This window comes from Enterobacter sp. RHBSTW-00994 (assembly GCF_013782625.1).
GTDB lineage: Bacteria > Pseudomonadota > Gammaproteobacteria > Enterobacterales > Enterobacteriaceae > Enterobacter.
Map to the genome: position 1 here is coordinate 412575 of NZ_CP056199.1, position 24339 is coordinate 436913.

Annotated in this window: 20 protein-coding genes and 3 tRNA genes; 19 read left to right on the forward strand and 4 right to left on the reverse strand. The window is 52.7% G+C overall.

Going from position 1 to position 24339, the window contains the following annotated elements:
* Positions 1–5 precede the first annotated feature (5 nt).
* Together asd and rsgA are read right to left on the reverse strand one after the other, a co-directional pair.
* Positions 6–974 carry an archaetidylserine decarboxylase gene (gene asd / locus HV346_RS01945; protein WP_181621946.1) on the reverse strand — a complete coding sequence of 323 codons (969 nt, stop codon included), beginning with the start codon at positions 972–974 and terminating at the stop codon, positions 6–8.
* Between the two features lie 97 nt (positions 975–1071).
* A complete protein-coding gene (rsgA, locus tag HV346_RS01950) occupies positions 1072–2124 on the reverse strand; it encodes a small ribosomal subunit biogenesis GTPase RsgA (RefSeq protein ID WP_181621947.1) in 1053 nt (350 codons plus the stop codon).
* A gap of 107 nt (positions 2125–2231) precedes the next feature.
* Here rsgA and orn point away from each other — a divergent pair, with 107 nt between their 5' ends.
* The 4 genes from orn to HV346_RS01970 all read left to right on the forward strand — a co-directional run bounded on the left by orn (position 2232) and on the right by HV346_RS01970 (position 3341).
* Positions 2232–2777: an oligoribonuclease gene (gene orn, locus HV346_RS01955; RefSeq protein WP_181621948.1), complete on the forward strand. Its 546-nt coding sequence runs from the start codon at positions 2232–2234 to the stop codon at positions 2775–2777.
* 197 nt (positions 2778–2974) lie between these two features.
* Positions 2975–3050: transfer RNA gene (locus HV346_RS01960), tRNA-Gly, on the forward strand.
* A 46-nt stretch (positions 3051–3096) separates the two neighbouring features.
* Positions 3097–3172, forward strand: a tRNA-Gly gene (locus tag HV346_RS01965).
* A gap of 93 nt (positions 3173–3265) precedes the next feature.
* Positions 3266–3341, forward strand: a tRNA-Gly gene (locus HV346_RS01970).
* A gap of 270 nt (positions 3342–3611) precedes the next feature.
* Here HV346_RS01970 and queG read toward each other — a convergent pair.
* Positions 3612–4751, reverse strand: coding sequence for a tRNA epoxyqueuosine(34) reductase QueG (gene queG / locus HV346_RS01975; RefSeq protein ID WP_181621949.1), 1140 nt, complete (start codon positions 4749–4751; stop codon positions 3612–3614).
* On the opposite strand from queG, the gene nnr reads away from it, so the two are divergent.
* From nnr to HV346_RS02050, 15 genes are all read left to right on the forward strand, one after another.
* Entirely contained in the window at positions 4750–6276 is a 1527-nt protein-coding gene (gene nnr / locus HV346_RS01980) for a bifunctional ADP-dependent NAD(P)H-hydrate dehydratase/NAD(P)H-hydrate epimerase (RefSeq protein WP_181621950.1), read from the forward strand. The two genes, queG and nnr, sit on opposite strands and share 2 nt — an antisense overlap.
* Complete coding sequence (gene tsaE, locus HV346_RS01985; protein ID WP_181621951.1) at positions 6269–6730, forward strand: tRNA (adenosine(37)-N6)-threonylcarbamoyltransferase complex ATPase subunit type 1 TsaE; 462 nt, start codon at positions 6269–6271, stop codon at positions 6728–6730. The genes nnr and tsaE overlap by 8 nt, the downstream gene beginning before the upstream one ends.
* A gap of 16 nt (positions 6731–6746) precedes the next feature.
* Complete coding sequence (amiB, locus tag HV346_RS01990; protein WP_181621952.1) at positions 6747–8072, forward strand: N-acetylmuramoyl-L-alanine amidase AmiB; 1326 nt, start codon at positions 6747–6749, stop codon at positions 8070–8072.
* 9 nt (positions 8073–8081) lie between these two features.
* On the forward strand, positions 8082–9926 hold the full coding sequence (gene mutL, locus HV346_RS01995; RefSeq protein ID WP_181621953.1) for a DNA mismatch repair endonuclease MutL: 1845 nt from the start codon (positions 8082–8084) through the stop codon (positions 9924–9926).
* Complete coding sequence (gene miaA, locus HV346_RS02000) at positions 9919–10869, forward strand: tRNA (adenosine(37)-N6)-dimethylallyltransferase MiaA (RefSeq protein WP_181621954.1); 951 nt, start codon at positions 9919–9921, stop codon at positions 10867–10869. Before mutL ends, miaA begins: the two co-directional genes overlap by 8 nt.
* A gap of 85 nt (positions 10870–10954) precedes the next feature.
* Positions 10955–11266, forward strand: coding sequence for an RNA chaperone Hfq (gene hfq / locus HV346_RS02005; RefSeq protein WP_181621955.1), 312 nt, complete (start codon positions 10955–10957; stop codon positions 11264–11266).
* 74 nt (positions 11267–11340) lie between these two features.
* Positions 11341–12621 (forward strand): ribosome rescue GTPase HflX, encoded by a 1281-nt coding sequence (gene hflX, locus HV346_RS02010; protein WP_181621956.1) that lies wholly within the window; start codon positions 11341–11343, stop codon positions 12619–12621.
* A 57-nt stretch (positions 12622–12678) separates the two neighbouring features.
* Positions 12679–13938, forward strand: a complete 1260-nt coding sequence (hflK, locus tag HV346_RS02015; RefSeq protein WP_181621957.1) for an FtsH protease activity modulator HflK — start codon at positions 12679–12681, stop codon at positions 13936–13938.
* Between the two features lie 2 nt (positions 13939–13940).
* The gene (hflC, locus tag HV346_RS02020) at positions 13941–14945 is read left to right on the forward strand and encodes a protease modulator HflC (protein WP_181621958.1); all 1005 of its coding nucleotides are present in this window, start codon (positions 13941–13943) and stop codon (positions 14943–14945) included.
* A gap of 71 nt (positions 14946–15016) precedes the next feature.
* The gene (locus HV346_RS02025) at positions 15017–15214 is read left to right on the forward strand and encodes a DUF2065 domain-containing protein (RefSeq protein ID WP_181621959.1); all 198 of its coding nucleotides are present in this window, start codon (positions 15017–15019) and stop codon (positions 15212–15214) included.
* Between the two features lie 103 nt (positions 15215–15317).
* On the forward strand, positions 15318–16616 hold the full coding sequence (locus tag HV346_RS02030) for an adenylosuccinate synthase (RefSeq protein ID WP_181621960.1): 1299 nt from the start codon (positions 15318–15320) through the stop codon (positions 16614–16616).
* A 191-nt stretch (positions 16617–16807) separates the two neighbouring features.
* Positions 16808–17233 (forward strand): nitric oxide-sensing transcriptional repressor NsrR, encoded by a 426-nt coding sequence (gene nsrR / locus HV346_RS02035; RefSeq protein WP_181621961.1) that lies wholly within the window; start codon positions 16808–16810, stop codon positions 17231–17233.
* A 38-nt stretch (positions 17234–17271) separates the two neighbouring features.
* A complete protein-coding gene (rnr, locus tag HV346_RS02040) occupies positions 17272–19713 on the forward strand; it encodes a ribonuclease R (protein ID WP_181621962.1) in 2442 nt (813 codons plus the stop codon).
* Positions 19714–19780: 67 nt separating this feature from the next.
* Positions 19781–20512, forward strand: a complete 732-nt coding sequence (gene rlmB / locus HV346_RS02045; RefSeq protein WP_181621963.1) for a 23S rRNA (guanosine(2251)-2'-O)-methyltransferase RlmB — start codon at positions 19781–19783, stop codon at positions 20510–20512.
* A gap of 130 nt (positions 20513–20642) precedes the next feature.
* Complete coding sequence (locus HV346_RS02050) at positions 20643–22265, forward strand: isovaleryl-CoA dehydrogenase (protein WP_181621964.1); 1623 nt, start codon at positions 20643–20645, stop codon at positions 22263–22265.
* Here HV346_RS02050 and HV346_RS02055 read toward each other — a convergent pair whose 3' ends face one another.
* Entirely contained in the window at positions 22266–24197 is a 1932-nt protein-coding gene (locus tag HV346_RS02055; protein ID WP_181621965.1) for a methyl-accepting chemotaxis protein, read from the reverse strand. It lies immediately after the preceding gene.
* Positions 24198–24339 lie beyond the last annotated feature (142 nt).

Below are 24339 nucleotides of genomic sequence, written 5' to 3' on the forward strand. Positions count from 1 at the left end.
TTGAATTAGCCTTCGGTTTTTTTGTCGTCAACCACCGGACGGGTGCTGTCTACGGCAACGATCTCTTCTTCTGTCTGCGGAGCCGATTCAACAACGGGTGCTGCGACGGTTTCCGTAGATATAGCCAGTGGCTGGCCGAGTTTTGTGACTGACAGGCTTTCCAGCTCTTCAACCAGCTTCACTTTGCCTGGCGCAAACAGGTTGATTACTGTTGAACCCAGTTTAAAGCGACCCATTTCCTGACCTTTCAGCAGTGCAACGGAGCCATCGTTTTCACCAGCAGGCCAGGTCCAGCGCTTGATCACACCTTCACGTGGCGGGGTGATCGTGCCAGCCCAAACGGTTTCGATGCTGCCTACAATTGTCGCACCCACCAGAATCTGTGCCATTGGCCCAAATTCAGTATCAAACAGGCAGATGACGCGCTCGTTACGTGCGAACAGGTTTGGTACGTTCTGTGCGGTCAGGTGGTTTACGGAGAACAAATCACCCGGCACATAGATCATTTCACGCAGGATGCCGTTACACGGCATGTGCACGCGGTGATAGTCGCGTGGTGACAGGTAGGTTGTTGCAAATGAACCGTTGCGGAACAGGTCTGCCATCAGGTAGTTACCTGCCAGCAGCGCTTCCAGGCTGTAGTTGTGGCCTTTAGCCTGCAAAATTTTATCGTCTTCAATTTTGCCAAGCTGGCTGATGACGCCATCGGCCGGCATGACCAGTACCGCAGGGTCGTTATTGACAGGGCGAACATCATCACGCAGTGGGCGTACGAAGAATTCGTTGAAAGAGCGATAGCTGGCCGTATCGGGCTTTTGCGCTTCTTTCATGTCAACCTTGTAGTATTTCACAAACAGGTCGATGACCAGCTTGGTCAACCAGCCCGCTCGTTTGCTTGCGCCCCAGCCCGCCAGGCGAGTGAGCCACAGTTTTGGCAGAATGTATTGAAGCGAAAGTTTAAATGAGTTTAACAAGGTAGCCTCCAGGCCATTGTTTTGTCGTTCCTGATCCGGCCAAAAACAGCCGGAACCTGAAAAAAGGGGACGATTTTAGCGATGCTTAGCTTAGTTGTCAGTTATCAGAATCAGAAAAGTTTTTACGCGTTTTTACCTGGTCCATGCTTTCGAGAATACGGTGGTAGTTCTCGAAGCGGGTTTCCGCTATTTCACCGTTTTCAACCGCTTCGCGGATAGCGCAGCCAGGGTCGTTATCGTGTTTACAGTCGCGATATTTGCAAGCGCCTAAATAGTCATGGAATTCGACAAACCCATTGAAGATTTGTTCCGGCTCAAGATGCCACAACCCGAATTCACGCACGCCTGGGGAGTCGATCACATCGCCGCCATGTGGGAAGTGATACAGACGTGAGGCTGTGGTGGTGTGCTGCCCCAGACCTGAGTTGTCGGAAACATCATTCGTGAGGATTTCGTCCTGCAGACCCAAAAGATTGTTCAGAAGGCTGGATTTACCCACACCCGACTGGCCAGCAAAAATGCTGATACGCCCGGTAAGTGCCTCTTCGAGCGGCTTCAGGCCATCTTTCTTATGGCTTGAAACCATCAGTACGCGATAGCCAATATGACGATAGATATCCATCTGTTCGTTGACGAAGTTCATTCCTTCGTCGTCAAGCAGATCAATCTTGTTCAGGACGATCAGCGGTTCGACGTCAAGCGTTTCGCAGGCCACGAGGTATCTGTCGATGATATTGAGTGACAGTTCAGGCAGGATCGCAGAAACGATCACAATCTGGTCGATATTAGAGGCGATGGGTTTCACACCATCATAGAAGTCCGGGCGCGTCAGCACGGACGTGCGTTCGTGGACAGCTTCGACGATCCCTTTTACGGTAACCCCTTCAGCCGCGGCTTTACCAGGCCGCCATACGACACGGTCACCGGTAACCAGCGAGCGGATGGTACGACGGATATTGCAACGGTGAACACCACCATCGGCGGCTTCGACATCCGCATGCATACCAAAGCGGCTAATCACAACGCCTTCTGTCGCTTCACCAAACAGGTTGTCGTCGTAATCGGGCTTCTCCGTAGTGGTTTTAAGACGGCGCTGGTGGTTGGCATTCACGCGGCGCTGTTGCCCTTTGGAGAGTTTATTTTTACTCAATCGTGCTGACTCCTGGTCGCCCATATCGGGCAAAACCTCTATGATACACACTAATTAATACTAGTTAACCTGCTACAGCCGGTTATGCGAGAAGGGTGGAAAATAACATGAGCGCAGATGAAAACAACCTGATTTGGATCGATCTTGAAATGACCGGGCTTGATCCAGAACGCGATCGCATCATTGAGATCGCGACGCTGGTAACTGATGCGAACCTCAACATTCTGGCTGAAGGACCAACCATCGCAGTGCACCAGTCGGATGAACAACTGGCATTGATGGATGACTGGAATGTGCGTACCCATACGGGTAGCGGTCTGGTGGAGCGCGTTAAAGCGAGTACGCAGGGCGATCGCGATGCTGAGCTTGCGACGATTGAATTTCTGAAGCAGTGGGTCCCGCAAGGCAAATCACCGATTTGCGGTAATAGCATTGGTCAGGATCGTCGCTTCCTGTTTAAGTACATGCCGGAGCTGGAAGCCTATTTCCACTATCGCTATCTGGATGTCAGCACGCTGAAAGAACTGGCACGCCGCTGGAAACCTGAAATCCTGGATGGCTTTAAGAAGCAGGGTACACACCAGGCAATGGATGACATTCGTGAGTCCGTGGCGGAACTGGCTTACTACCGTGAGAATTTTATTCAGTTATAAATTTTGGGCCCGGCGTGCTTGCGCAGCCGGGTTTTTGCCGTTAAATTGTGCAGCTTGCCGATTAATTAATCACTTGAACGTAATTTCAAAAAAATCGCTTTCAGGGGGGTTGCAGCTCAGAGGATTTCTCGTATAATGCGCCTCCCGTAACGACAGAGAATTACGCGTTACGACAGCAACAAAAGCAGTGCAAATTTGCGGGAATAGCTCAGTTGGTAGAGCACGACCTTGCCAAGGTCGGGGTCGCGAGTTCGAGTCTCGTTTCCCGCTCCAAAATTTGAATGTATCGCAAGATACAAGCAGCACCAGAACCACCCAAGCGGGAATAGCTCAGTTGGTAGAGCACGACCTTGCCAAGGTCGGGGTCGCGAGTTCGAGTCTCGTTTCCCGCTCCAAAATTTGAAAGTGCTTCTAAAGCACAGACCACCAAATCGTGGAATTTCGAGTTGTAACGTCAATACAGCGGCAGCTTGAAAAGCACAGATTAAGCGGGAATAGCTCAGTTGGTAGAGCACGACCTTGCCAAGGTCGGGGTCGCGAGTTCGAGTCTCGTTTCCCGCTCCAAATTCTTCTTCACTCTCCAGATATCTACAGCGAATTTCTTCGTTGGGGACATTTTCTATTGCGTTTGAAATACTCTTGTAAACAGAGTTATCCACAGAATGGTCACTTTATCGATGAAGAGAAAAACCTTCGCACGGTGAACGGTATCTTGATAACTAGCTGAATTTGTTTAATTAAATTTCATTTAGAAATGTTAAAGAGATCACTTGACCTGTTTGCAAACCCTCATGGTGCTTGAGTTTGTATTTTTATACACAGGCTGTGAATATATCAGGCGTCGCGTGTTAGCCCTTTTTCAATCACTCTCACCAGGCGCTGTTTTTTCGGTAATTGCACCTCTATCACACAGGCATTTCGCTTCTCAATTTGCTGCGCAATCGCCCATTCTATGTGTTCATCGAGAAGTGGGTGCTCACCTCTACGGCTTTCGAGCGCCTGAATATTGGCCTCATTCCAGGCTGCATTACCCAGTGCAACGGCAATATTTCGCAGCCAGCGTAAATGCCCTATCCGGCGGATGGCGGACCCCTCGGTCACTTTAAGGAACCAGGCCTCAGTCCAGGCGAATAACTCGATAAGCGGCGGGGCATGCAGTGCTTTTCGCGGGCTAAAGTCTTCTTCATCCGTGAGCTGTGAGTAGCGGTTCCACGGACAGATTAGCTGGCAGTCATCGCAACCATAGATACGGTTTCCGATGAGTGGGCGAAACTCTTCCGGAATTGCCCCTTCCAGTTCGATGGTGAGATAGGAGATACAGCGGCGAGCATCGACAGTGTAAGGTTCAACGATAGCGCCTGTTGGGCAGATAGTCATACACGCCACGCAGCGCCCGCAGGCTTCTTCTACAGGGCCATCCACCGGCAATGGCAAATCTATTAGCAGTTCGCCCAGAAAGAAGAACGACCCGGCATCACGACTGAGAATAAGTGAGTGCTTACCTGTCCAGCCAAGCCCGGCTTTTTCTGCAATTGGGCGTTCAAGAATAGGCGCAGAGTCTACAAAGGGTCTAAAATTCAGCGAAACACAGTGTTGCTGAATAGTTTCCCCGAGTTTTTTTAACCGATTGCGCAGAAGTTTATGGTAATCACGACCCAGAGCGTAACGGCTGACATAACCCAGGGAAGGATCTTTCAGCGTGCGAGCAAATGCCGCATTGGCAGGCAGATAGTTCATACGCACGCTGATGACGCGTAATGTACCCGGTAAAAGCTCGTGTGGGCGTGCGCGCATCATGCCATGACGCGCCATCCACTCCATCTCGCCGTGGTATTGTTTATCCAGCCAGGCCTGAAGTTTAGGCTCGCTGGCGGAGAGGTCGGTATCCGTGATGCCCACTTTCTGAAAGCCAAGCTCAGCGCCCCACTGTTTGATGTTTTGCGCTAATTGATTGAGATCGAGGGGCTGTGACATGACGGACCATACAGTGAAGAAAAACCCCGCAAGTATACCACATTCCATCTGGCATGCGGATGACCTCCGCCGCGCTGAAAAAGCGGCGGCAGACAGTCTCGGTATGACCTTATATGAGCTGATGCAGCGAGCGGGTGAGGCCGCATTCACTCTTACCCGTAATACCTGGCCGCAATCAGCACACTGGCTAATTTTGTGCGGACACGGTAATAACGGCGGCGACGGTTATGTCGTCGCGCGTCTGGCCGTTGCCGCCGGTATTTGCGTCACCCTTCTGGCGCAGGAAAGCGATAAACCGCTGCCAGAAGAGGCCAGTACGGCACGCAAAGCCTGGCTCAATGCGGGTGGGGTGATTCATGCGTCAGATTGCCTATGGCCCGATGATATTGATGTGATTGTCGATGGCCTGCTGGGAACTGGGCTACGTAGTGCTCCACAGGACAACATTGCCGCGCTGATTGAGCGTGCTAATACACATGCCGCGCCTGTTGTTGCTCTGGATATCCCTTCCGGGTTAATCGCGCAAACCGGCGCAACACCGGGGGCGGTGATCCATGCGACGCTTACCATTACCTTTATTGCACTTAAACCAGGTCTACTAACGGGTAAAGCGCGGGATGTCATCGGGGTATTGCATCACAACGCCCTCGGGCTGGAAAGCTGGCTCGCCGGACAGGAAACAAACCTTTCTCGTTTTGATGCTTCGCAGCTTGCACAGTGGCTTACGCCACGCCGCCCGACATCGCACAAAGGCGAGCACGGAAAGCTGGTGATTATCGGTGGCGATCATGGAACGGCTGGGGCGATTCGCATGGCGGGCGAAGCGGCAGTGCGCTGCGGGGCTGGATTAGTACGAGTGCTCACTCGCCTTGAAAATATCGGTCCAATTGTTACCGCCAGGCCGGAATTAATGGTGCATGAGCTGACGCCGCAATCCCTTGATGACAGCCTCGAATGGGCGGATATGGTAGTGATAGGCCCTGGTCTTGGGCAAGCAGCATGGGGCAAAAATGCGCTTCGCAAAGTCGAGAATAGTCGTAAACCGATGCTGTGGGATGCCGATGCGCTGAACCTTCTGGCAATCAATCCTGATAAGCGTCACAATCGCATCCTGACACCTCACCCCGGCGAGGCCGCGCGTTTGCTCAATTGTAGCGTTGCAGAAATTGAGCGCGATCGCTTACTTTCCGCACAACGTCTGGTAAAACGTTACGGAGGTGTTGCTGTTCTGAAAGGGGCAGGTACAGTCGTCGCCTGTGAATCGGGCGCGATGGGGATTATTGATGCCGGTAATGCGGGAATGGCCAGTGGCGGAATGGGCGATGTGCTCTCCGGTATTATTGGTGCGTTGCCTGGGCAGAAATTTACCCTTTATGATGCAGCCTGTGCGGGCTGCGTGGCCCACGGCGCGGCAGCGGACATGCTTGCCGCACAGTATGGAACACGCGGCATGCTGGCCACCGATCTTTTTTGCACGCTAAGGCGTGTTGTTAACCCGGATGTGATTGACGTAGAAAATGACTAATCGAGCGATTCCTTTACCTGACGAACAAGCGACTTTAGATCTTGGCAAGCGTGTGGCGTTGGCCTGCCAGGGCGCAACCGTCATTTATCTGTACGGTGATTTAGGCGCAGGTAAAACGACCTTCAGCCGTGGTTTTTTGCAAGCATTAGGCCATGACGGGAACGTGAAAAGCCCGACCTATACGCTGGTAGAGCCGTATACGCTTGAAAATGTCATGGTCTACCACTTCGATCTTTATCGTCTTGCGGACCCCGAGGAGCTGGAATTTATGGGGATCCGTGATTATTTTGCCAACGATGCCATTTGCCTGGTGGAGTGGCCGCAACAAGGTGCGGGTGTCTTACCTGACCCGGATGTCGAAATTCACTTAGATTACCAGGCACAAGGGCGTGAGGCACACATCAGTGCTGTTTCCTCATCAGGTAATGCCTTACTGGCCCGTTTGGCCGGTTAAGCTAAGGGATGACGGGATGATTAATCGCGTTAAAGGTTGGTTGTTGGCTGCAACGACACTGCTGTGCGCGCAGGCCGGAGCGGCAAATCTGTCGGATATTCAGGTGTCGAACGGGGATAACCAGGCCCGTATTACGTTCAGTTTTATGGGCAACCCTGAATATACTTTCTCACCGCTTGATAATCGCAGTGTCGCTCTGGACATAAAACAGACGGGTGTCATTCAGGGGCTTCCGCTGCAATTTAGCGGCAATAACCTGGTGAAGAGTATCCGCTCCGGTACGCCTAAAGACAGCCAGTCGTTACGACTGGTGGTCGATTTAACCCAGAAGGGCAAAACTCAGGCGATGAAGCAGCAAAACGGCGCAAATTATACCGTTGTCTTTACGATTAATGCGGATGTCCCGCCGCCTCCGCCCGTAGTGGCTAAGCGCGTAGAAACACCGGTATATACACCGCGTCCGTCTGAGCCTGCACGCAACCCGTTTAAATCAAGCAATGACCGTATCACCAGCGTAACCAGTAGTAATACGGCGACACGTCCTGCCGCCAGTGCGCGCATAGCCAGTGGCGATAAAGTCATTATTGCGATTGATGCCGGACACGGCGGGCAAGACCCGGGGGCAATTGGACCGGGAGGGACTCGCGAGAAAAATGTCACTATTTCGATCGCCCGTAAGCTGCGCGCATTATTGAATGACGACCCGATGTTTAAAGGTGTAATGACCCGTGACGGTGATTACTTTATTTCGGTGATGGGGCGTTCGGATGTCGCGCGTAAGCAAAATGCCAACTTCCTGGTGTCAATTCATGCTGATGCCGCGCCGAACCGTGATGCGACAGGGGCGTCTGTCTGGGTGCTTTCTAACCGTCGCGCCAACAGTGAAATGGCTGGCTGGCTTGAACAACACGAGAAGCAGTCAGAACTGTTAGGTGGTGCAGGCGATGTACTGGCAAACAGCCAGTCTGACCCTTACCTCAGCCAGGCGGTACTGGATTTACAATTCGGTCATTCCCAGCGTGTCGGGTATGATGTCGCCACTAACGTCTTGAACCAACTGCAAAGTGTGGGTGCGCTGCATAAGCGTCGTCCTGAACATGCAAGCCTGGGCGTTTTGCGCTCGCCGGATATTCCGTCAATCCTGGTAGAAACAGGCTTTATCAGCAATAACGGTGAAGAGCGTTTGCTGTCGAGCGATAGCTATCAACAGCAAATTGCCAACGCGATTTATAACGGTCTTCGTCACTATTTTGAGGCGCATCCGCTGCAGTCCGCACCGCAAGGTAGTGCAAGTCAGACGGCCAGCGCGGCTCTGCCTGGCGAGATGACTGCGACAAACTAAGGAGAATTCATGCCGATTCAGGTTCTGCCGCCGCAGCTCGCGAACCAAATCGCCGCCGGTGAGGTGGTGGAACGCCCTGCATCGGTGGTGAAGGAGCTGGTAGAGAACAGCCTCGATGCGGGGGCAACTCGCATCGATATTGATATCGAACGTGGTGGCGCAAAGCTGATTCGCATTCGGGATAACGGTTGTGGCATCAAAAAAGACGAGCTGGCGCTGGCGCTTGCACGTCATGCCACCAGTAAAATTGCCTCCCTGGACGATCTGGAAGCGATTATTAGCCTTGGTTTTCGCGGCGAAGCGCTGGCCAGTATCAGTTCAGTTTCACGCTTGACCCTCACTTCCCGTACCGCTGAGCAACAAGAAGCATGGCAAGCCTACGCCGAAGGGCGTGATATGGACGTGACGGTGAAACCCGCCGCTCATCCTGTGGGGACCACGCTGGAAGTATTAGATCTGTTTTACAACACGCCAGCCCGACGCAAGTTTATGCGTACCGAAAAGACCGAGTTTGGGCATATCGACGAAATTATTCGACGTATCGCGCTGGCGCGTTTCGATGTGGCCATCAATCTGAGTCATAACGGTAAGATAATACGCCAGTACCGCGCAGTGGCCGAAGGTGGACAGAAAGAGCGTCGGTTAGGGGCTATCTGCGGAACCGCGTTTCTTGAGCAGGCGCTGGCGATTGAGTGGCAGCATGGCGATCTTGCGATGCGTGGATGGGTGGCCGATCCGAATGTGAGCAGTTCTGCTTTCGCTGAGATCCAGTATTGCTATGTAAATGGCCGCATGATGCGCGACCGGCTGATTAATCACGCTATTCGTCAGGCCTGCGAAGATAAGCTGGGGGCCGATCAGCAACCCGCCTTTGTCCTGTACCTGGAAATCGATCCGCATCAGGTCGATGTGAATGTGCATCCTGCCAAGCATGAAGTTCGCTTCCATCAGTCTCGTCTGGTGCACGATTTTATCTATCAGGGGGTGCTGAGTGTACTGCAACAGCAGGTGGAGCCTCAGCTTCCAATGGAAAACGAGGCATTAATACCTCGTAGCATCCCGGAAAATCGAGTGGCGGCAGGGCGGAATCATTTTGCCGAACCTGCTGCTGCGCGCGAGCCTGCCGCACCGCGCTTTGCAGCGACGGGAAGCACGCCGCGCCCAACAGGAGCCAGCTACCCTCATGCTCAGCCTGGTTATGAAAAACAGCAGGGTGCGCTTTACCGGAAATTGCTGGATACCCCAGCCGTGGAGCGTAAAGCACACGCAGAGACACCAATGTCTTCACTGGAAGGACATAGTCAGAGCTTTGGTCGGGTATTAACGATTGTTGCACCGGATATGGCGCTGCTCGAGCGAGATAACAAACTGGCATTGTTATCCTTACCGGTGGCTGAACGCTGGCTCAAACAAGCGCAGTTGACGCCCGGGGTTAATGCGGCCTGTGCTCAGCCACTGTTGATCCCGGTTCGCTTGAAAATATCCCCACAAGAAACAGCAGTTTTACAGCGTGCGATGGCATCGCTTACTCAAATGGGTATCGAATGCGTACTGGAAGCACAACATGTGACAATTCGTGCAGTGCCTTTACCCTTACGCCAACAAAATTTACAAAACTTGATTCCTGAACTGATAGGCTACCTGGCGCAGCAAACAACGTTTGATGCCGCGAATACTGCTCAGTGGCTTGCTCGTCATCTGGCGAGTGAACACACCGTGTGGAACATGGCGCAGGCGATTACTGTGCTGGCAGAGGTTGAACGCCTTTGTCCGCATCTGGTCAAAATGCCGCCGGGTGGTTTATTGCAACTTGTTGATTTAAAAACGGCTATGACCGCCCTGAAACATGACTGATGCAAGCAAGGCGAGCCTGCCTAAGGCAATTTTTTTAATGGGGCCTACGGCCTCCGGCAAAACGGCATTAGCCATTGAGTTACGTAAAGTTTTGCCTGTAGAGTTGATTAGCGTTGATTCCGCCCTCATCTATCGAGGGATGGACATTGGTACGGCAAAGCCTGACGCAGAAGAACTGCGTGCTGCGCCGCATCGTTTGCTGGATATTCTCGATCCCGCACAGGCGTATTCGGCTGCTGATTTTCGCCGCGATGCGCTTACGCAGATGGCTGAAATCACTGCGGCAGGCCGTATCCCGTTGTTAGTTGGCGGAACCATGCTTTATTTTAAGGCGCTGTTGGAGGGATTATCGCCTCTGCCATCAGCAGATCCTGACGTTAGAGCGAAGATTGAACAGCAGGCGGCAGAGCAGGGGTGGAGTGCTTTGCATAAGCAACTGGAAGAGATTGATCCGGTTGCGGCAGCCCGGATTCATCCAAATGATCCGCAAAGGCTTTCCCGGGCACTGGAAGTTTTTTTCATTTCGGGTAAAACTTTAACGGAACTGACGCAAACGTCAGGAGACGCTCTGCCGTATCAGGTGCATCAGTTCGCCATCGCCCCGGCGAGCCGTGAACTGCTCCATCAGCGAATTGAGCAGCGTTTTCATCAGATGTTAGCTTCAGATTTTGAAGCAGAAGTGCGGGCGCTTTTTGCCCGTGGAGATTTGCATACGGATATGCCTTCCATTCGTTGTGTGGGATACCGCCAGATGTGGTCGTATCTTGAAGGTGAGATTTCATACGATGAAATGGTTTATCGAGGTGTTTGCGCCACGAGACAGTTAGCGAAGCGCCAGATAACCTGGTTACGCGGTTGGGAGGGAGTTCACTGGTTAGACAGCGAAAAACCACAACAAGCGCTAAACGAAGTCATTCAGGTTATTGGTGATATCGTTCACTGAATGTGTACAATTAAGCCGTATCGTGCGCAATTTTTCAGAATCGCAAGGTTCTAAGTACAAAACAAGCATATAAGGAAAAGATAGAATGGCTAAGGGGCAATCTTTACAAGATCCGTTCCTGAACGCATTGCGTCGGGAACGTGTTCCAGTTTCTATTTATTTGGTGAATGGTATTAAGCTGCAAGGTCAGATTGAGTCTTTCGATCAGTTCGTGATCCTGTTGAAAAACACGGTCAGCCAGATGGTCTATAAGCACGCGATTTCTACTGTTGTTCCGTCTCGCCCAGTATCTCATCACAGCAACAACGCTGGCGGCGGCACAGGTAGTAACTACCACCATGGCAGCAACGCGCAGGGTTCTTCTGCGCCGCAGCAGGACAGCGAAGATACCGAATAAGGTTATTGGCTGTTTTCCACACGGGGAGCCAGGGATCCTGCGTTCCCCGCTGATCTATCTTGAGGGTTTTACGCTTGTTTGACCGTTATGATGCCGGTGAGCAGGCGGTGCTGGTACACATCTATTTTTCGCAAGACAAAGATATGGAAGACCTCCAGGAGTTTGAAGCTCTGGTCTCTTCCGCCGGCGTCGAAGCAATGCAGGTGATTACCGGTAGCCGTAAAGCGCCGCACCCAAAGTATTTTGTTGGTGAAGGTAAAGCAGTTGAAATTGCGGATGCCGTAAAAGCAACTGGCGCGTCAGTCGTGTTGTTTGATCATGCGCTGTCTCCAGCCCAGGAGCGCAACCTGGAAGCCCTTTGCGAATGCCGTGTTATCGATCGCACGGGACTGATTTTAGATATTTTTGCTCAACGTGCGCGTACCCACGAAGGGAAGTTGCAAGTTGAGCTGGCGCAGTTGCGCCATCTGGCAACGCGACTTGTGCGTGGCTGGACCCATCTTGAAAGACAAAAAGGCGGGATTGGTTTGCGTGGCCCGGGTGAAACCCAGCTCGAAACCGACCGTCGATTACTGCGTGGTCGTATTACCCAGATCCTGTCACGTCTGGAAAGAGTTGAGAAACAGCGTGAGCAGGGACGTCGTTCGCGAACGAAAGCCGACATCCCAACGGTGTCGCTGGTGGGCTATACCAACGCCGGTAAATCCACCCTGTTTAACCAGATTACCGAGGCCCAGGTTTATGCCGCAGACCAGTTGTTTGCGACTCTGGATCCAACATTGCGCCGCATCGATGTCGCGGATGTCGGTGAAACTGTGCTAGCAGATACCGTAGGGTTTATCCGTCATCTCCCGCACGATTTGGTCGCAGCGTTTAAAGCGACATTGCAAGAGACGCGACAGGCAACGCTGTTGCTGCATGTGATTGATGCTGCAGACGTGCGGGTGCAGGAAAATATCGATGCGGTGAATGTCGTGCTCGAAGAGATCGACGCGGATGAGATCCCAACGCTGTTGGTGATGAATAAGATCGATATGCTGGATGATTTTGAGCCGCGTATCGATCGAGATGAAGAGAACAAACCAATTCGGGTCTGGCTTTCAGCTCAGACCGGAGTTGGCGTGCCACTGCTTTTCCAGGCTTTGACAGAACGTCTTTCCGGTGAGGTAGCCCAGCACACGCTGCGATTGCCGCCACAGGAAGGTAGGCTGCGCAGCCGGTTTTATCAGCTTCAGGCGATAGAAAAAGAGTGGATGGAGGATGACGGCAGCGTGGGGATGCAGGTGCGTATGCCGATCGTTGACTGGCGTCGCCTCTGTAAACAAGAACCTGCGCTGGTCGACTATATCGTCTGATCAGAAAGGGGATGCCTGAAATAATTCGCCCTTGCATAACAAATATGGAGCATATACATGGCGTGGAATCAGCCCGGTAATAACGGACAAGACCGCGACCCGTGGGGAAGCAGCAATAATCAAGGCGGCAACTCTGGGGGAAATGGCAACAAAGGTGGTCGCGAGCAGGGGCCGCCGGATCTGGATGATATCTTCCGCAAACTCAGCAAAAAGCTGGGTGGTCTTGGCGGGGGGAAAGGTTCTGGCTCGGGTGGCAACACCACTCAGGGACCTCGCCCACACATGGGTGGCCGCGTAGTAGGCATTGTTGCTGCTGCTGTGGTGATCATCTGGGCTGCCAGCGGATTCTACACCATCAAAGAAGCAGAACGTGGTGTGGTAACCCGTTTTGGTAAGTTCAGCCATTTGGTTGAACCTGGCCTGAACTGGAAACCGACCTTCATTGACGACGTCACTGCCGTTAACGTTGAGTCTGTTCGTGAGCTGGCTGCATCAGGTGTGATGCTGACATCTGATGAGAACGTGGTTCGCGTCGAGATGAACGTGCAGTACCGTGTCACCGATCCGCAGCATTATCTGTTCAGCGTGACCAGTGCTGATGACAGCCTACGTCAGGCAACTGATAGCGCCCTGCGTGGTGTTATCGGTAAATACACCATGGACCGTATCCTGACGGAAGGTCGTACCGTTATTCGTAGCGATACCCAGCGTGAGCTGGAAGAGACCATTCGCCCGTACAACATGGGTATCACCCTGCTGGACGTTAACTTCCAGGCTGCTCGTCCGCCGGAAGAGGTGAAAGCGGCGTTTGATGATGCGATTGCTGCACGTGAAAACGAACAGCAGTACATCCGTGAAGCGGAGGCCTACACCAACGAAGTGCAGCCGCGTGCTAACGGTCAGGCGCAGCGTATTCTTGAAGAGGCGCGTGCATACAAGACTCAGACCATCCTGGAAGCTCAGGGTGAAGTGGCTCGTTTCGCGAAGATCCTGCCTGAATATAAAGCGGCTCCGGAAATTACCCGTGAACGTCTGTATATCGAGACCATGGAAAAAGTGCTGAGCCATACGCGTAAAGTACTGGTTAACGACAGCAAAGGTGGAAACCTGATGGTGTTGCCGTTGGATCAGATGCTGAAAGGCGGTTCTGCGCCTGCGGCGAAATCAGATAGTGGCGCGAACAGCCTGCTTCGTCTGCCGCCAGCGGCATCGGGTAGCTCAAGCGCAACAACCACGCCTTCTTCGAACGATGGTGACATCATGGACCAACGCCGTGCTAACGCGCAGCGTAACGACTACCAGCGTCAGGGGGAATAAGGATGCGTAAGTCAGTTATTGCGATCATCATCATCGTACTGGTCGTGCTTTACACCTCTATCTTTGTGGTAAAAGAGGGCGAGCGCGGTATTACCCTGCGTTTTGGCAAAGTTCTGCGTGATAGCGAAAACAAACCGTTGGTGTATGCCCCAGGCCTGCATTTCAAAATCCCGATGATTGAATCGGTGAAAACGCTCGATGCCCGTATCCAGACCATGGATAACCAGGCTGACCGTTTTGTGACCAAAGAGAAGAAAGACCTGATCGTTGATTCTTATATCAAATGGCGTATCAGTGATTTCAGCCGCTACTACCTGGCAACAGGTGGTGGTGATGTTTCTCAGGCAGAAGTGTTGCTGAAACGTAAGTTCTCTGACCGTCTGCGTTCTGAAATTGGTCGTCTGGATGTGAAAGATATCGTCACCGATTCTCGTGGTCGTTTGACCCTGGAAGTGCGTGATGCGTTGAACTCCGGTACTGCGGGTACAGAAGACGAAGTATCGACTCCTGCTGCAGATGACGCAATTGCAAAAGCCGCTGAGCGCGTTCAGGCTGAAACTAACGGTAAAGTACCGATGGTCAACCCGAACAGTATGGCTGCACTGGGTATCGAAGTGGTTGACGTGCGCATCAAGCAAATCAACCTGCCTGCTGAAGTGTCTGAGGCGATTTACAACCGTATGCGCGCTGAGCGTGAAGCGGTAGCCCGTCGTCACCGTTCACAGGGTCAGGAAGAGGCTGAGAAGCTGCGCGCTGCCGCGGACTACGAAGTGACTAAGACACTTGCTGAGTCTGAACGTCAGGGTCGTATCCTGCGCGGTGAAGGTGATGCCGAAGCGGCGAAACTGTTCGCTGATGCCTTCAGCCAGGATCCAGACTTCTATGCCTTTATCCGTAGCCTGCGTGCTTACGAGAATAGCTTCCAGAGCAACCAGGATGTGATGGTGCTCAGCCCGGATAGCGATTTCTTCCGTTATATGAAGACGCCAGCTAACGCGACGCGATAAACTCAGGCTCGTTTGAGTATTCAAACCACCGCTCCTCACGGCGCGGTGGTTTTCTTTTATGAGGGATAAAAATGAATTCAACCATTATCCTGGCGCTTGCGTTAGTGCTGGTGCTCGAAGGACTCGGTCCGATGCTTTATCCGCGTGCCTGGCGTCGAATGATCGCTACCATGAGCCAACTCCCGGATAATATTTTACGTCGTTTTGGCGGCGGTCTTGTGGTTGCAGGTATTGTTATCTACTACATGTTGAGGAAAACGATTGGCTGATCAAAAAGTGGTCTGATTTGCCTCATTTAGCGGTCAAAAAGTGCTGTATATCTGAAAAAGCGATGGTAGAATCCATTTTTAAGCAAACGGTGATTTTGACAAAATGGGTAACAACGTCGTCGTACTGGGCACCCAATGGGGTGACGAAGGTAAAGGGAAGATTGTTGATCTTCTGACTGAACGGGCTAAATATGTTGTACGCTACCAGGGCGGTCACAACGCAGGCCATACTCTCGTAATCAACGGTGAAAAAACCGTCCTCCATCTTATTCCATCAGGCATTCTTCGTGATAACGTCACCAGCATTATCGGTAACGGCGTTGTGTTGTCTCCTGCTGCGCTGATGAAAGAGATGAAAGGTCTGGAAGACCGTGGTATCCCGGTTCGTGAGCGTCTGCTGCTCTCTGAAGCCTGCCCGCTGATTCTTGACTACCACGTTGCGCTGGATGTTGCGCGCGAAAAAGCACGTGGTGCGAAAGCCATTGGGACCACCGGTCGTGGTATCGGCCCGGCTTACGAAGATAAAGTCGCTCGTCGCGGTCTGCGCGTTGGCGACCTGTTCGACAAAGCCACCTTCGCTGACAAACTGAAAGAAGTGATGGAATATCACAACTTCCAGTTGGTGAATTTCTACAAAGCTGACGCGGTTGACTACCAGAAAGTGCTGGATGATGTCATGGCGATTGCAGACATCCTGACCGCGATGGTTGTTGATGTGTCCGATCTGCTGGACCAGGCGCGTAAACGTGGCGATTTCGTCATGTTTGAAGGTGCGCAGGGTACGCTGCTGGATATCGACCACGGTACTTATCCGTACGTAACCTCCTCAAACACCACCGCAGGTGGCGTGGCTACAGGTTCTGGTCTGGGTCCACGTTATGTGGATTACGTTCTGGGTATCATCAAAGCTTACTCCACTCGCGTGGGTGCTGGTCCATTCCCGACCGAGCTGTTTGATGAAACCGGTGAGTTCCTGTGCAAGCAGGGTAACGAGTTTGGCGCAACGACTGGTCGTCGTCGTCGTACTGGCTGGCTGGATGCGGTTGCTGTACGTCGTGCGGTACAGATCAACTCCTTGTCAGGCTTCTGTCTGACCAAGCTGGACGTCCTGGACGGCCTGAAAGAAGTGAAAATCTGTGTTGCCTACCGTATGCCAGATGGCCGCGAAGTGACGACCACTCCGCTGGCGGCTGACGACTGGGAAGGCATTGAGCCGATCTACGAAACCATGCCGGGCTGGTCCGAAACCACCTTTGGTGTGAAAGAACGTAGCGGTCTGCCGAAAGCAGCACTGGACTACATTAAGCGTATTGAAGAACTGACCGAAGTGCCGATTGATATTATTTCTACCGGTCCGGACCGCACTGAAACGATGATTCTGCGCGATCCGTTCGACGCGTAATTTTCGTGATTGCTGGCCTGCGGGGAAACCCGTAGGTCAGATAAGCGTGGCGCCATCCGGCCCGCGCCCTCTGATTCCCGCTTTTTGACCCCGTCTGTCAAATAAATTAGCCGCTAACTATCTGGCTGGTTTATCATCATTAATGAATATCTCTGCGGTTTTGCCGCGTTTTCCCTTTTCCTGAGGTTGATGTGCAGTTAACGAGTTTCACCGATTACGGCTTACGAGCGCTGATTTACATGGCGTCGTTACCCGATGGACAAATGACCAGTATCTCTGAGGTGACAGAGGTCTACGGTGTGTCCCGTAATCATATGGTCAAAATAATCAATCAACTTAGTCGTGCCGGATACGTGGCTGCCGTCCGCGGGAAGAATGGAGGGATTCGCCTCGGTAAGCCGGCGAAGAGTATTCGTGTTGGGGATGTGGTGCGTGAGCTGGAGCCGTTGTCTCTGGTGAACTGCAGCAGTGAATTCTGCCATATTACCCCCGCTTGTCGCCTGAAACAGGCGCTTTCTAAGGCTGTGCAAAGTTTTCTCAAGGAACTGGATAACTATACGCTGGCCGATTTGGTTGAAGAGAATCAACCGCTGTATAAATTATTGCTGGTGGAATGAAGAAAATTTCCACCGGAGCTGACAACGGAGGAACCGATATGTCACATGATCCTTTCCAGGAACGCGAAGCAGAAAAGTACGCGAATCCTATCCCAAGCCGCGAGTTCATCATTGAACATTTAACAAAACGCGAAAAGCCTGCTAATCGTGAAGAACTTGCTGTTGAATTACATATTGAAGGTGAAGAGCAAATTGAAGCTCTTCGCCGCCGCCTGCGCGCCATGGAGCGTGACGGTCAATTGGTCTTTACCCGCCGCCAGTGCTATGCATTGCCAGAACGCCTTGATCTCCTTAAAGGTATGGTTATTGGCCATCGCGATGGCTATGGATTCTTGCGCGTCGAAGGTCGTAAGGACGATCTGTATCTGTCGTCTGAACAAATGAAAATGTGTATTCATGGCGATCAGATCCTCGCGCAACCTTTGGGAGCAGATCGTAAAGGCCGCCGTGAGGCACGCGTTGTACGTGTCCTGGTCCCGAAAACCAGTCAAATTGTAGGCCGCTACTTTACCGAGGCGGGCGTGGGCTTTGTTGTTCCGGACGATAGCCGTCTGAGCTTCGACATTCTCATCCCACCGGAAGAGATAATGGGTGCGCGCATGGGGTTTGTGGTGGTGGTTGAACTCACCCAACGTCCAACGCGCCGTACTAAAGCGGTAGGGAAAATCGTCGAAGTTCTGGGCGATAACATGGGGACAGGCATGGCCGTTGATATGGCGCTGCGTACTCATGAAATCCCTTACGTCTGGCCAAAAGCGGTTGAAGAGCAGATTGAAGGCCTGAAAGAGGTTGTCCCGGAAGAATCCAAAGTGGGGCGTGTGGATCTGCGAGACCTGCCGCTGGTGACGATCGATGGTGAAGATGCCCGTGACTTTGATGACGCAGTCTATTGCGAGAAGAAACGCGGTGGTGGCTGGCGTCTGTGGGTTGCGATTGCCGATGTAAGCTATTACGTTCGCACGCATACTCCGCTGGACAATGAGGCCCGCAGCCGCGGCACGTCGGTTTACTTCCCGTCTCAGGTTGTGCCAATGCTGCCAGAGGTGCTCTCCAACGGGCTGTGTTCTCTGAACCCGCAAGTTGACCGTCTCTGTATGGTCTGCGAGATGACTATCTCGACGAAAGGGCGTCTTACCGGTTACAAGTTCTATGAAGCGGTGATGAGCTCCCATGCGCGTCTGACCTATACCAAAGTCTGGCATATGTTGCAGGGCGATCAGGAACTGCGCGAACAGTATGCGCCGTTGGTCAAACACATCGAAGAGCTGCATAACCTCTATAAAACGCTGGATCAGGCGCGCGAAGAGCGCGGTGGGATCTCGTTTGAGAGTGAAGAGGCGAAATTCATCTTCAACGCAGAGCGCCGTATTGAGCGTATTGAGCAGACGCAACGTAACGACGCGCATAAGCTGATTGAAGAGTGCATGATTCTGGCCAACATCTCAGCGGCACGTTTCGTCGAGAAAGCCAAAGAGCCTGCACTGTTCCGTATTCACGATAAACCCTCGACAGAGGCAATCACCGCCTTCCGTTCTGTATTGGCGGAATTGGGGCTGGAATTGCCTGGTGGCAACAAGCCGGAGCCGCGTGATTACGCTGAGTTGCTGGAGTCCATTGGCGATCGTCCTGATGCCGAAATGTTGCAGACCATGTTGCTCCGCTCCATGAAACAGGCGATTTATGACCCAGAAAATCGGGGTCACTTTGGTCTGGCGCTACAGTCTTATGCCCACTTTACTTCGCCGATCCGTCGTTACCCGGATCTTTCTCTGCACCGTGCGATAAAATATCTGTTGGCGCAGGAGCAAGGACACAAAGGGAACAGCACCGAAACTGGCGGCTACCACTATTCGATGGAAGAGATGTTGCAGCTTGGACAGCACTGTTCCATGACCGAACGCCGTGCCGATGAAGCAACGCGTGAGGTATCGGATTGGCTGAAATGCGACTTTATGCTGGATCAGGTGGGTAACGTCTTTAAAGGCGTGATTGCCAGCGTGACCGGTTTTGGTTTCTTTGTTCGTCTGGATGAGCTGTTTATTGATGGCCTGGTGCATGTCTCCAGCCTGGATAACGACTACTACCGTTTTGATCAGGTTGGTCAGCGACTGATTGGCGAATCTGGTGGCCAAACATATCGTTTGGGCGATCGTGTGGAAGTGAAGGTTGAAGCCGTCAATATGGACGAGCGTAAAATCGATTTTAGCCTGATTTCCAGCGAACGTGCGCCGCGTAACGTCGGTAAAACCGCGCGTGAGAAAGCGAAAAAAGGCGGTAACGGGAACGCGAGCGGGAAACGTCGTCAGACGGGTAAAAAAGTGAATTTCGAGCCTGACAGTGCTTTCCGTGGCGAGAAGAAACAAAAGCCTAAGGCCGCGAAGAAAGAGGCCCGAAAAGCGAAAAAGCCTTCAGCTAAAACGCAGAAAATTGCTGCCGCAACGAAAGCGAAGCGCGCAGCGAAGAAAAATCAGGCGGAGTAACATTCCCCCTCACCCTGACCCTCTCCCCACCGTGGGAGAGGGAACATGTACATTATGAGAACCATCAATGAGTGAAATGATTTACGGCATCCACGCGGTGCAAGCCCTGCTGGAGCGCGCACCGGAGCGTTTTCAGGAAGTGTTTATTCTGAAAGGGCGTGAAGATAAACGTCTGTTGCCGCTGATCCACGCACTGGAAGCTCAGGGCGTCGTGATCCAACTGGCTAATCGCCAGTTCCTGGATGAGAAAAGTGAAGGTGCGGTTCACCAGGGCATCATTGCGCGCGTGAAGCCGGGTCGTCAGTATCAGGAAAATGATCTCCCCGATTTGATCGCTGCACTGGATAATCCCTTCTTCCTGATCCTGGATGGGGTTACCGATCCACACAACCTCGGTGCATGCTTGCGTAGCGCGGACGCTGCCGGTGTTCACGCTGTTATCGTCCCTAAAGATCGTTCTGCACAACTGAATGCAACGGCGAAAAAAGTAGCGTGCGGCGCAGCAGAAAACGTTCCGCTGATCCGCGTGACCAACCTCGCGCGTACTATGCGACAGTTGCAGGAAGAGAACATCTGGATCGTGGGGACGGCGGGTGAAGCTGATCACACTTTGTACCAGAGCAAAATGACTGGCCGTCTGGCGTTGGTCATGGGGGCAGAGGGTGAAGGCATGCGCCGCCTGACCCGTGAACACTGTGATGAGTTGATCAGCATTCCGATGGCGGGCAGTGTCTCATCACTGAACGTCTCTGTTGCAACAGGCATTTGCCTTTTTGAAGCGGTGCGCCAGCGCGGATAACCTTATGTGCCCGGTCAGGTTCAGGTGAGCTACCGGGCATAATTTACCTCACCTTGTGACCTCCCCCTCATGCAACGTCCGCGCTGACTGTCCATACTTACCTTCATTGCCATTGAAGGAGGGACACCACATGCACTGGCACACGCATACCGTTTTCAATCAGCCGACTCCACTCTCTAACAGTAACCTTTTCCTCTCTGACTGCGCCCTACGTGACGCCGTTGGCCGGGAAGGTGCTGAATGGGATACGGATCTTCTCGCCAGTATCGGGCAGCAACTGGGCACAGCTGAATCACTTGAACTGGGTCGTCTGGCCAACGGCAACCCGCCGGAACTTTTGCGTTATAGCGTTACTGGCGAACGACTGGACGACGTGCGTTTTCACCCCGCCTGGCATCTGCTGATGCAGGGCCTCTGTGCCAACCGGGTTCATAATCTGGCGTGGGAGGATCACGCACGCAAAGGCGCATTTGTCGCCAGAGCGGCTCGCTTTATTCTTCATGCTCAGGTGGAGGCGGGTACGCTTTGCCCTGTGACGATGACCTTTGCCGCCACGCCGTTGCTGCAGCAGACATTACCTAAGCCATTTCACGAGTGGTTATCGCCGTTGCTTAGCGACCGCTACGATCCCCATTTTGCGCCCGGCGGGCAAAAGCGCGGGATACTGATTGGCATGGGAATGACCGAAAAACAGGGGGGGTCGGATGTGCTCAGCAACACCACCCGGGCTGAAAAATGCAATGACGGGAGTTATCGTTTGGTGGGCCACAAGTGGTTTTTCTCTGTGCCACAAAGTGATGCGCACCTGGTGCTCGCGCAGGCAAAAGGAGGATTGTCCTGCTTTTTCGTCCCGCGCTTTTTACCTGATGGGCAACGCAATGCCGTCCGACTTGAGAGGCTGAAAGAGAAATTGGGCAATCGATCTAATGCCAGCAGTGAAGTGGAATTTCTGGATGCGTCAGGCTGGCTGTTGGGAGAAGAAGGTGAAGGTGTCAGACAAATTCTTCGTATGGGCGGGTTAACGCGGTTTGACTGTGCACTTGGCAGTCATGGGCTGATGCGTCGGGCGCTATCAGTCGCGTTGTACCATGCTCATCAGCGGCAGACCTTTGGTAAGAATCTCATCGACCAACCTTTAATGCGGGATGTCTTGAGCCGTATGGCTCTGATGCTGGAAGGACAGACTGCACTGCTATTCCGTCTTGCACGCGCATGGGATCGACGAGATGACGTGGAAGAGGCCGCCTTGGCCAGGCTTTTTACTCCAGCAGCGAAATACAGCGTATGCAAAGCCGGTATTCCGTTTGTGGCGGAAGCGATGGAAGTGTTGGGGGGAATTGGCTACTGCGAAGAGAGCGAGCTCCCAAGGCTTTATCGCGAGATGCCGGTGAACAGTATCTGGGAAGGTTCCGGCAACATTATGTGCCTGGATGTCCTGCGTGTACTGGCGAAACAACCGGGTATTCTCGATCTCCTCACCGACGATTTTGCGCAGGTGAAAGGGCAGGACCGGCATTTTGATCGCAGCTGGCGTCAGTTGCAGCAAAAATTACGCAAGCCACAGGAAGCGCAAGGTCGGGAAATAACGCAGCAACTTTTCCTGTTAGGTACGGGAGGGCAGATGTTACGACATGCCTCACCACCTATGGCGCAGGCGTGGTGTCGTATGATGCTGGATACCCGTGGCGGCTCCCTGATGAGCGAGCAGTTGCAACATGATGTGTTGTTACGTGCCACGGGCAGGGTGGGATAATTAGCTTTTCAGGCGGAACAGGCTCACCAGCTCAGTAAGATGAGAGCCCTTCTCGCGCAGCGTTTGTGCGGTTTGCTCACTGCGTGAGACGCGATCGGCGTTGATATGTGAGGCTTCACCAATGTGTGTCATCGCAAGATTGACCTGACGGATCCCCGCAGACTGCTCATGAGAGGCGTGGTTTATCTCAGTGACCAACTGGTTAATGTTATCGATGTGGACGATGATAGTATCCATTGCCAGCCGTGTTTGCTCTGACAGCGAATGACCCTCGCTGACTTTGTTCAGTGTGTCACTGATAAGTTGTTCTATCTCCTTCACCGCATTGGCGCTGCGTGCTGCCAGCGCACGAACTTCTTGTGCGACGACGGCAAAGCCCTTGCCGTGCTCGCCCGCTCGCGCGGCTTCTACGGCGGCATTGAGTGCCAGAATATTGGTCTGGAATGCAATAGACTCAATCACGCGAGTGATGTCCTCAATGCGTTTTGATGCATCACGAATGTCATCCATAGTCGCGACAGCGTTGCTGACCGTCTTGCCACCCTGATGTATTGCTTGCGAAGTTTCAGACACCAGTTGCTGCGTTTGCTGCATGTTTGCCGCATTTTGCTGCACAGTTGCCGCCAGTTGCTCCATGCTGGCAGATGTCTCTTCCACGCTGCTGGCCTGCTTGTTGATCTGCTCAGAGATCTCTCCGCTATCCGATGCCAGCGCATTGGTTCCCAAATGAATGTCGCCAGCCGCCTCACGAACCTGCAGAACAATCTTTTGCAGACCACCACCGATCCCGTTTATCGCGACAATTAGCTGACCGACTTCATCATGGCGCGTTACAGGCAGGCTGGCGCGGAGATCGCCAGCCGCATATTGACGCGCAAGGTGGATCACATTGCGCAGCGGGTGCGTTAACATGCGGCGGATAATGAGGACAAACAGGCCCGCGAACAGTGCAGACAACACCAAACCGGCCAGCAGGAAGCGATCGCGTAGTTGAGTCACGCTGGCGAGCAGCACCGATTTATCCACTTCACCCACAATGGTCCAGTTCCAGCCCGGCAGCGGTGTGTAGGCCATTTTCAATGTACGGCCGTCCTCACTTTCACGTTCCAGTGTGCCGGGTTTATCACTCAGCAACTGCTGCTGCAGGCTTGCATCCCACTTAGGCAACTGGCCTTCTTCACTGGCGTGGAACAGATACTGACCTCGCGTTTTTCCGTTGCTGCGATCTAATACGAAGAAATGACCGCTTTCTCCCAGGCGACGATTCAGGATTTTCTCGCGCATGACGTTCCAGGAATGGGTGATATCTACCCCGACAAAAATGATCCCAATAACCTGTCCCCCGGAATCTTTGACGGGTTGATACTGGGTTATATAGCGCTTGCCAAACAACAGAGCCAGGCCGCGGTAGACCTCGCCTTTGCTGACGGCGGTGAAAGCCGGGCTGGAGGTGTCCAGTACGGTTCCCATTGCCCGATCGCCACTCTCTTTACGCAGCGATGTCGCCACGCGAATGAAATCATTTCCGCTGCGCACAAACAGCGTAGAGATTGCACCAGTACGGTTCAGGAAGTCATCAGAAAGCGTGTTGTTCTCATGCAGCTCAAGCTCCCCCCCTTTAAGAAGTGGGACATCGAATCCGTTAATGGTGCGTTTCTGACTGGTGTCGACATTCAGTGGCTGGGGCAAAAATGTACTGAACAGACGGGTATAACTTTCGACTTCTTCGCTCAGGCTGGTGTTAAACATCTGAACCATATCAACCATGCCGGTGGATTGGTTATGCAGGTCTTCAACCGCCAGGGCTTCAAGCTGCTGGCTGGTTTTATGGCTGAGGAGGAATGTGAACAGAAGGAACAGCAGCGCGACACTCATGCCCGTCAGCAGCGATAGCTTAGTGCCCAGACCTGCACGGCGGAAAAAATTGATCATAAATTGCTCATTGTTGAAAAGGTATGGCTTTTCAACGGCAGAGTAGGGATAACATTTACACCATTAATGTAACAAAGTGTTATTTTGTTGTTTTTTATGGGTTATTAAAAAGATAAAAAATTTGCAATAATGAAAAGCCACT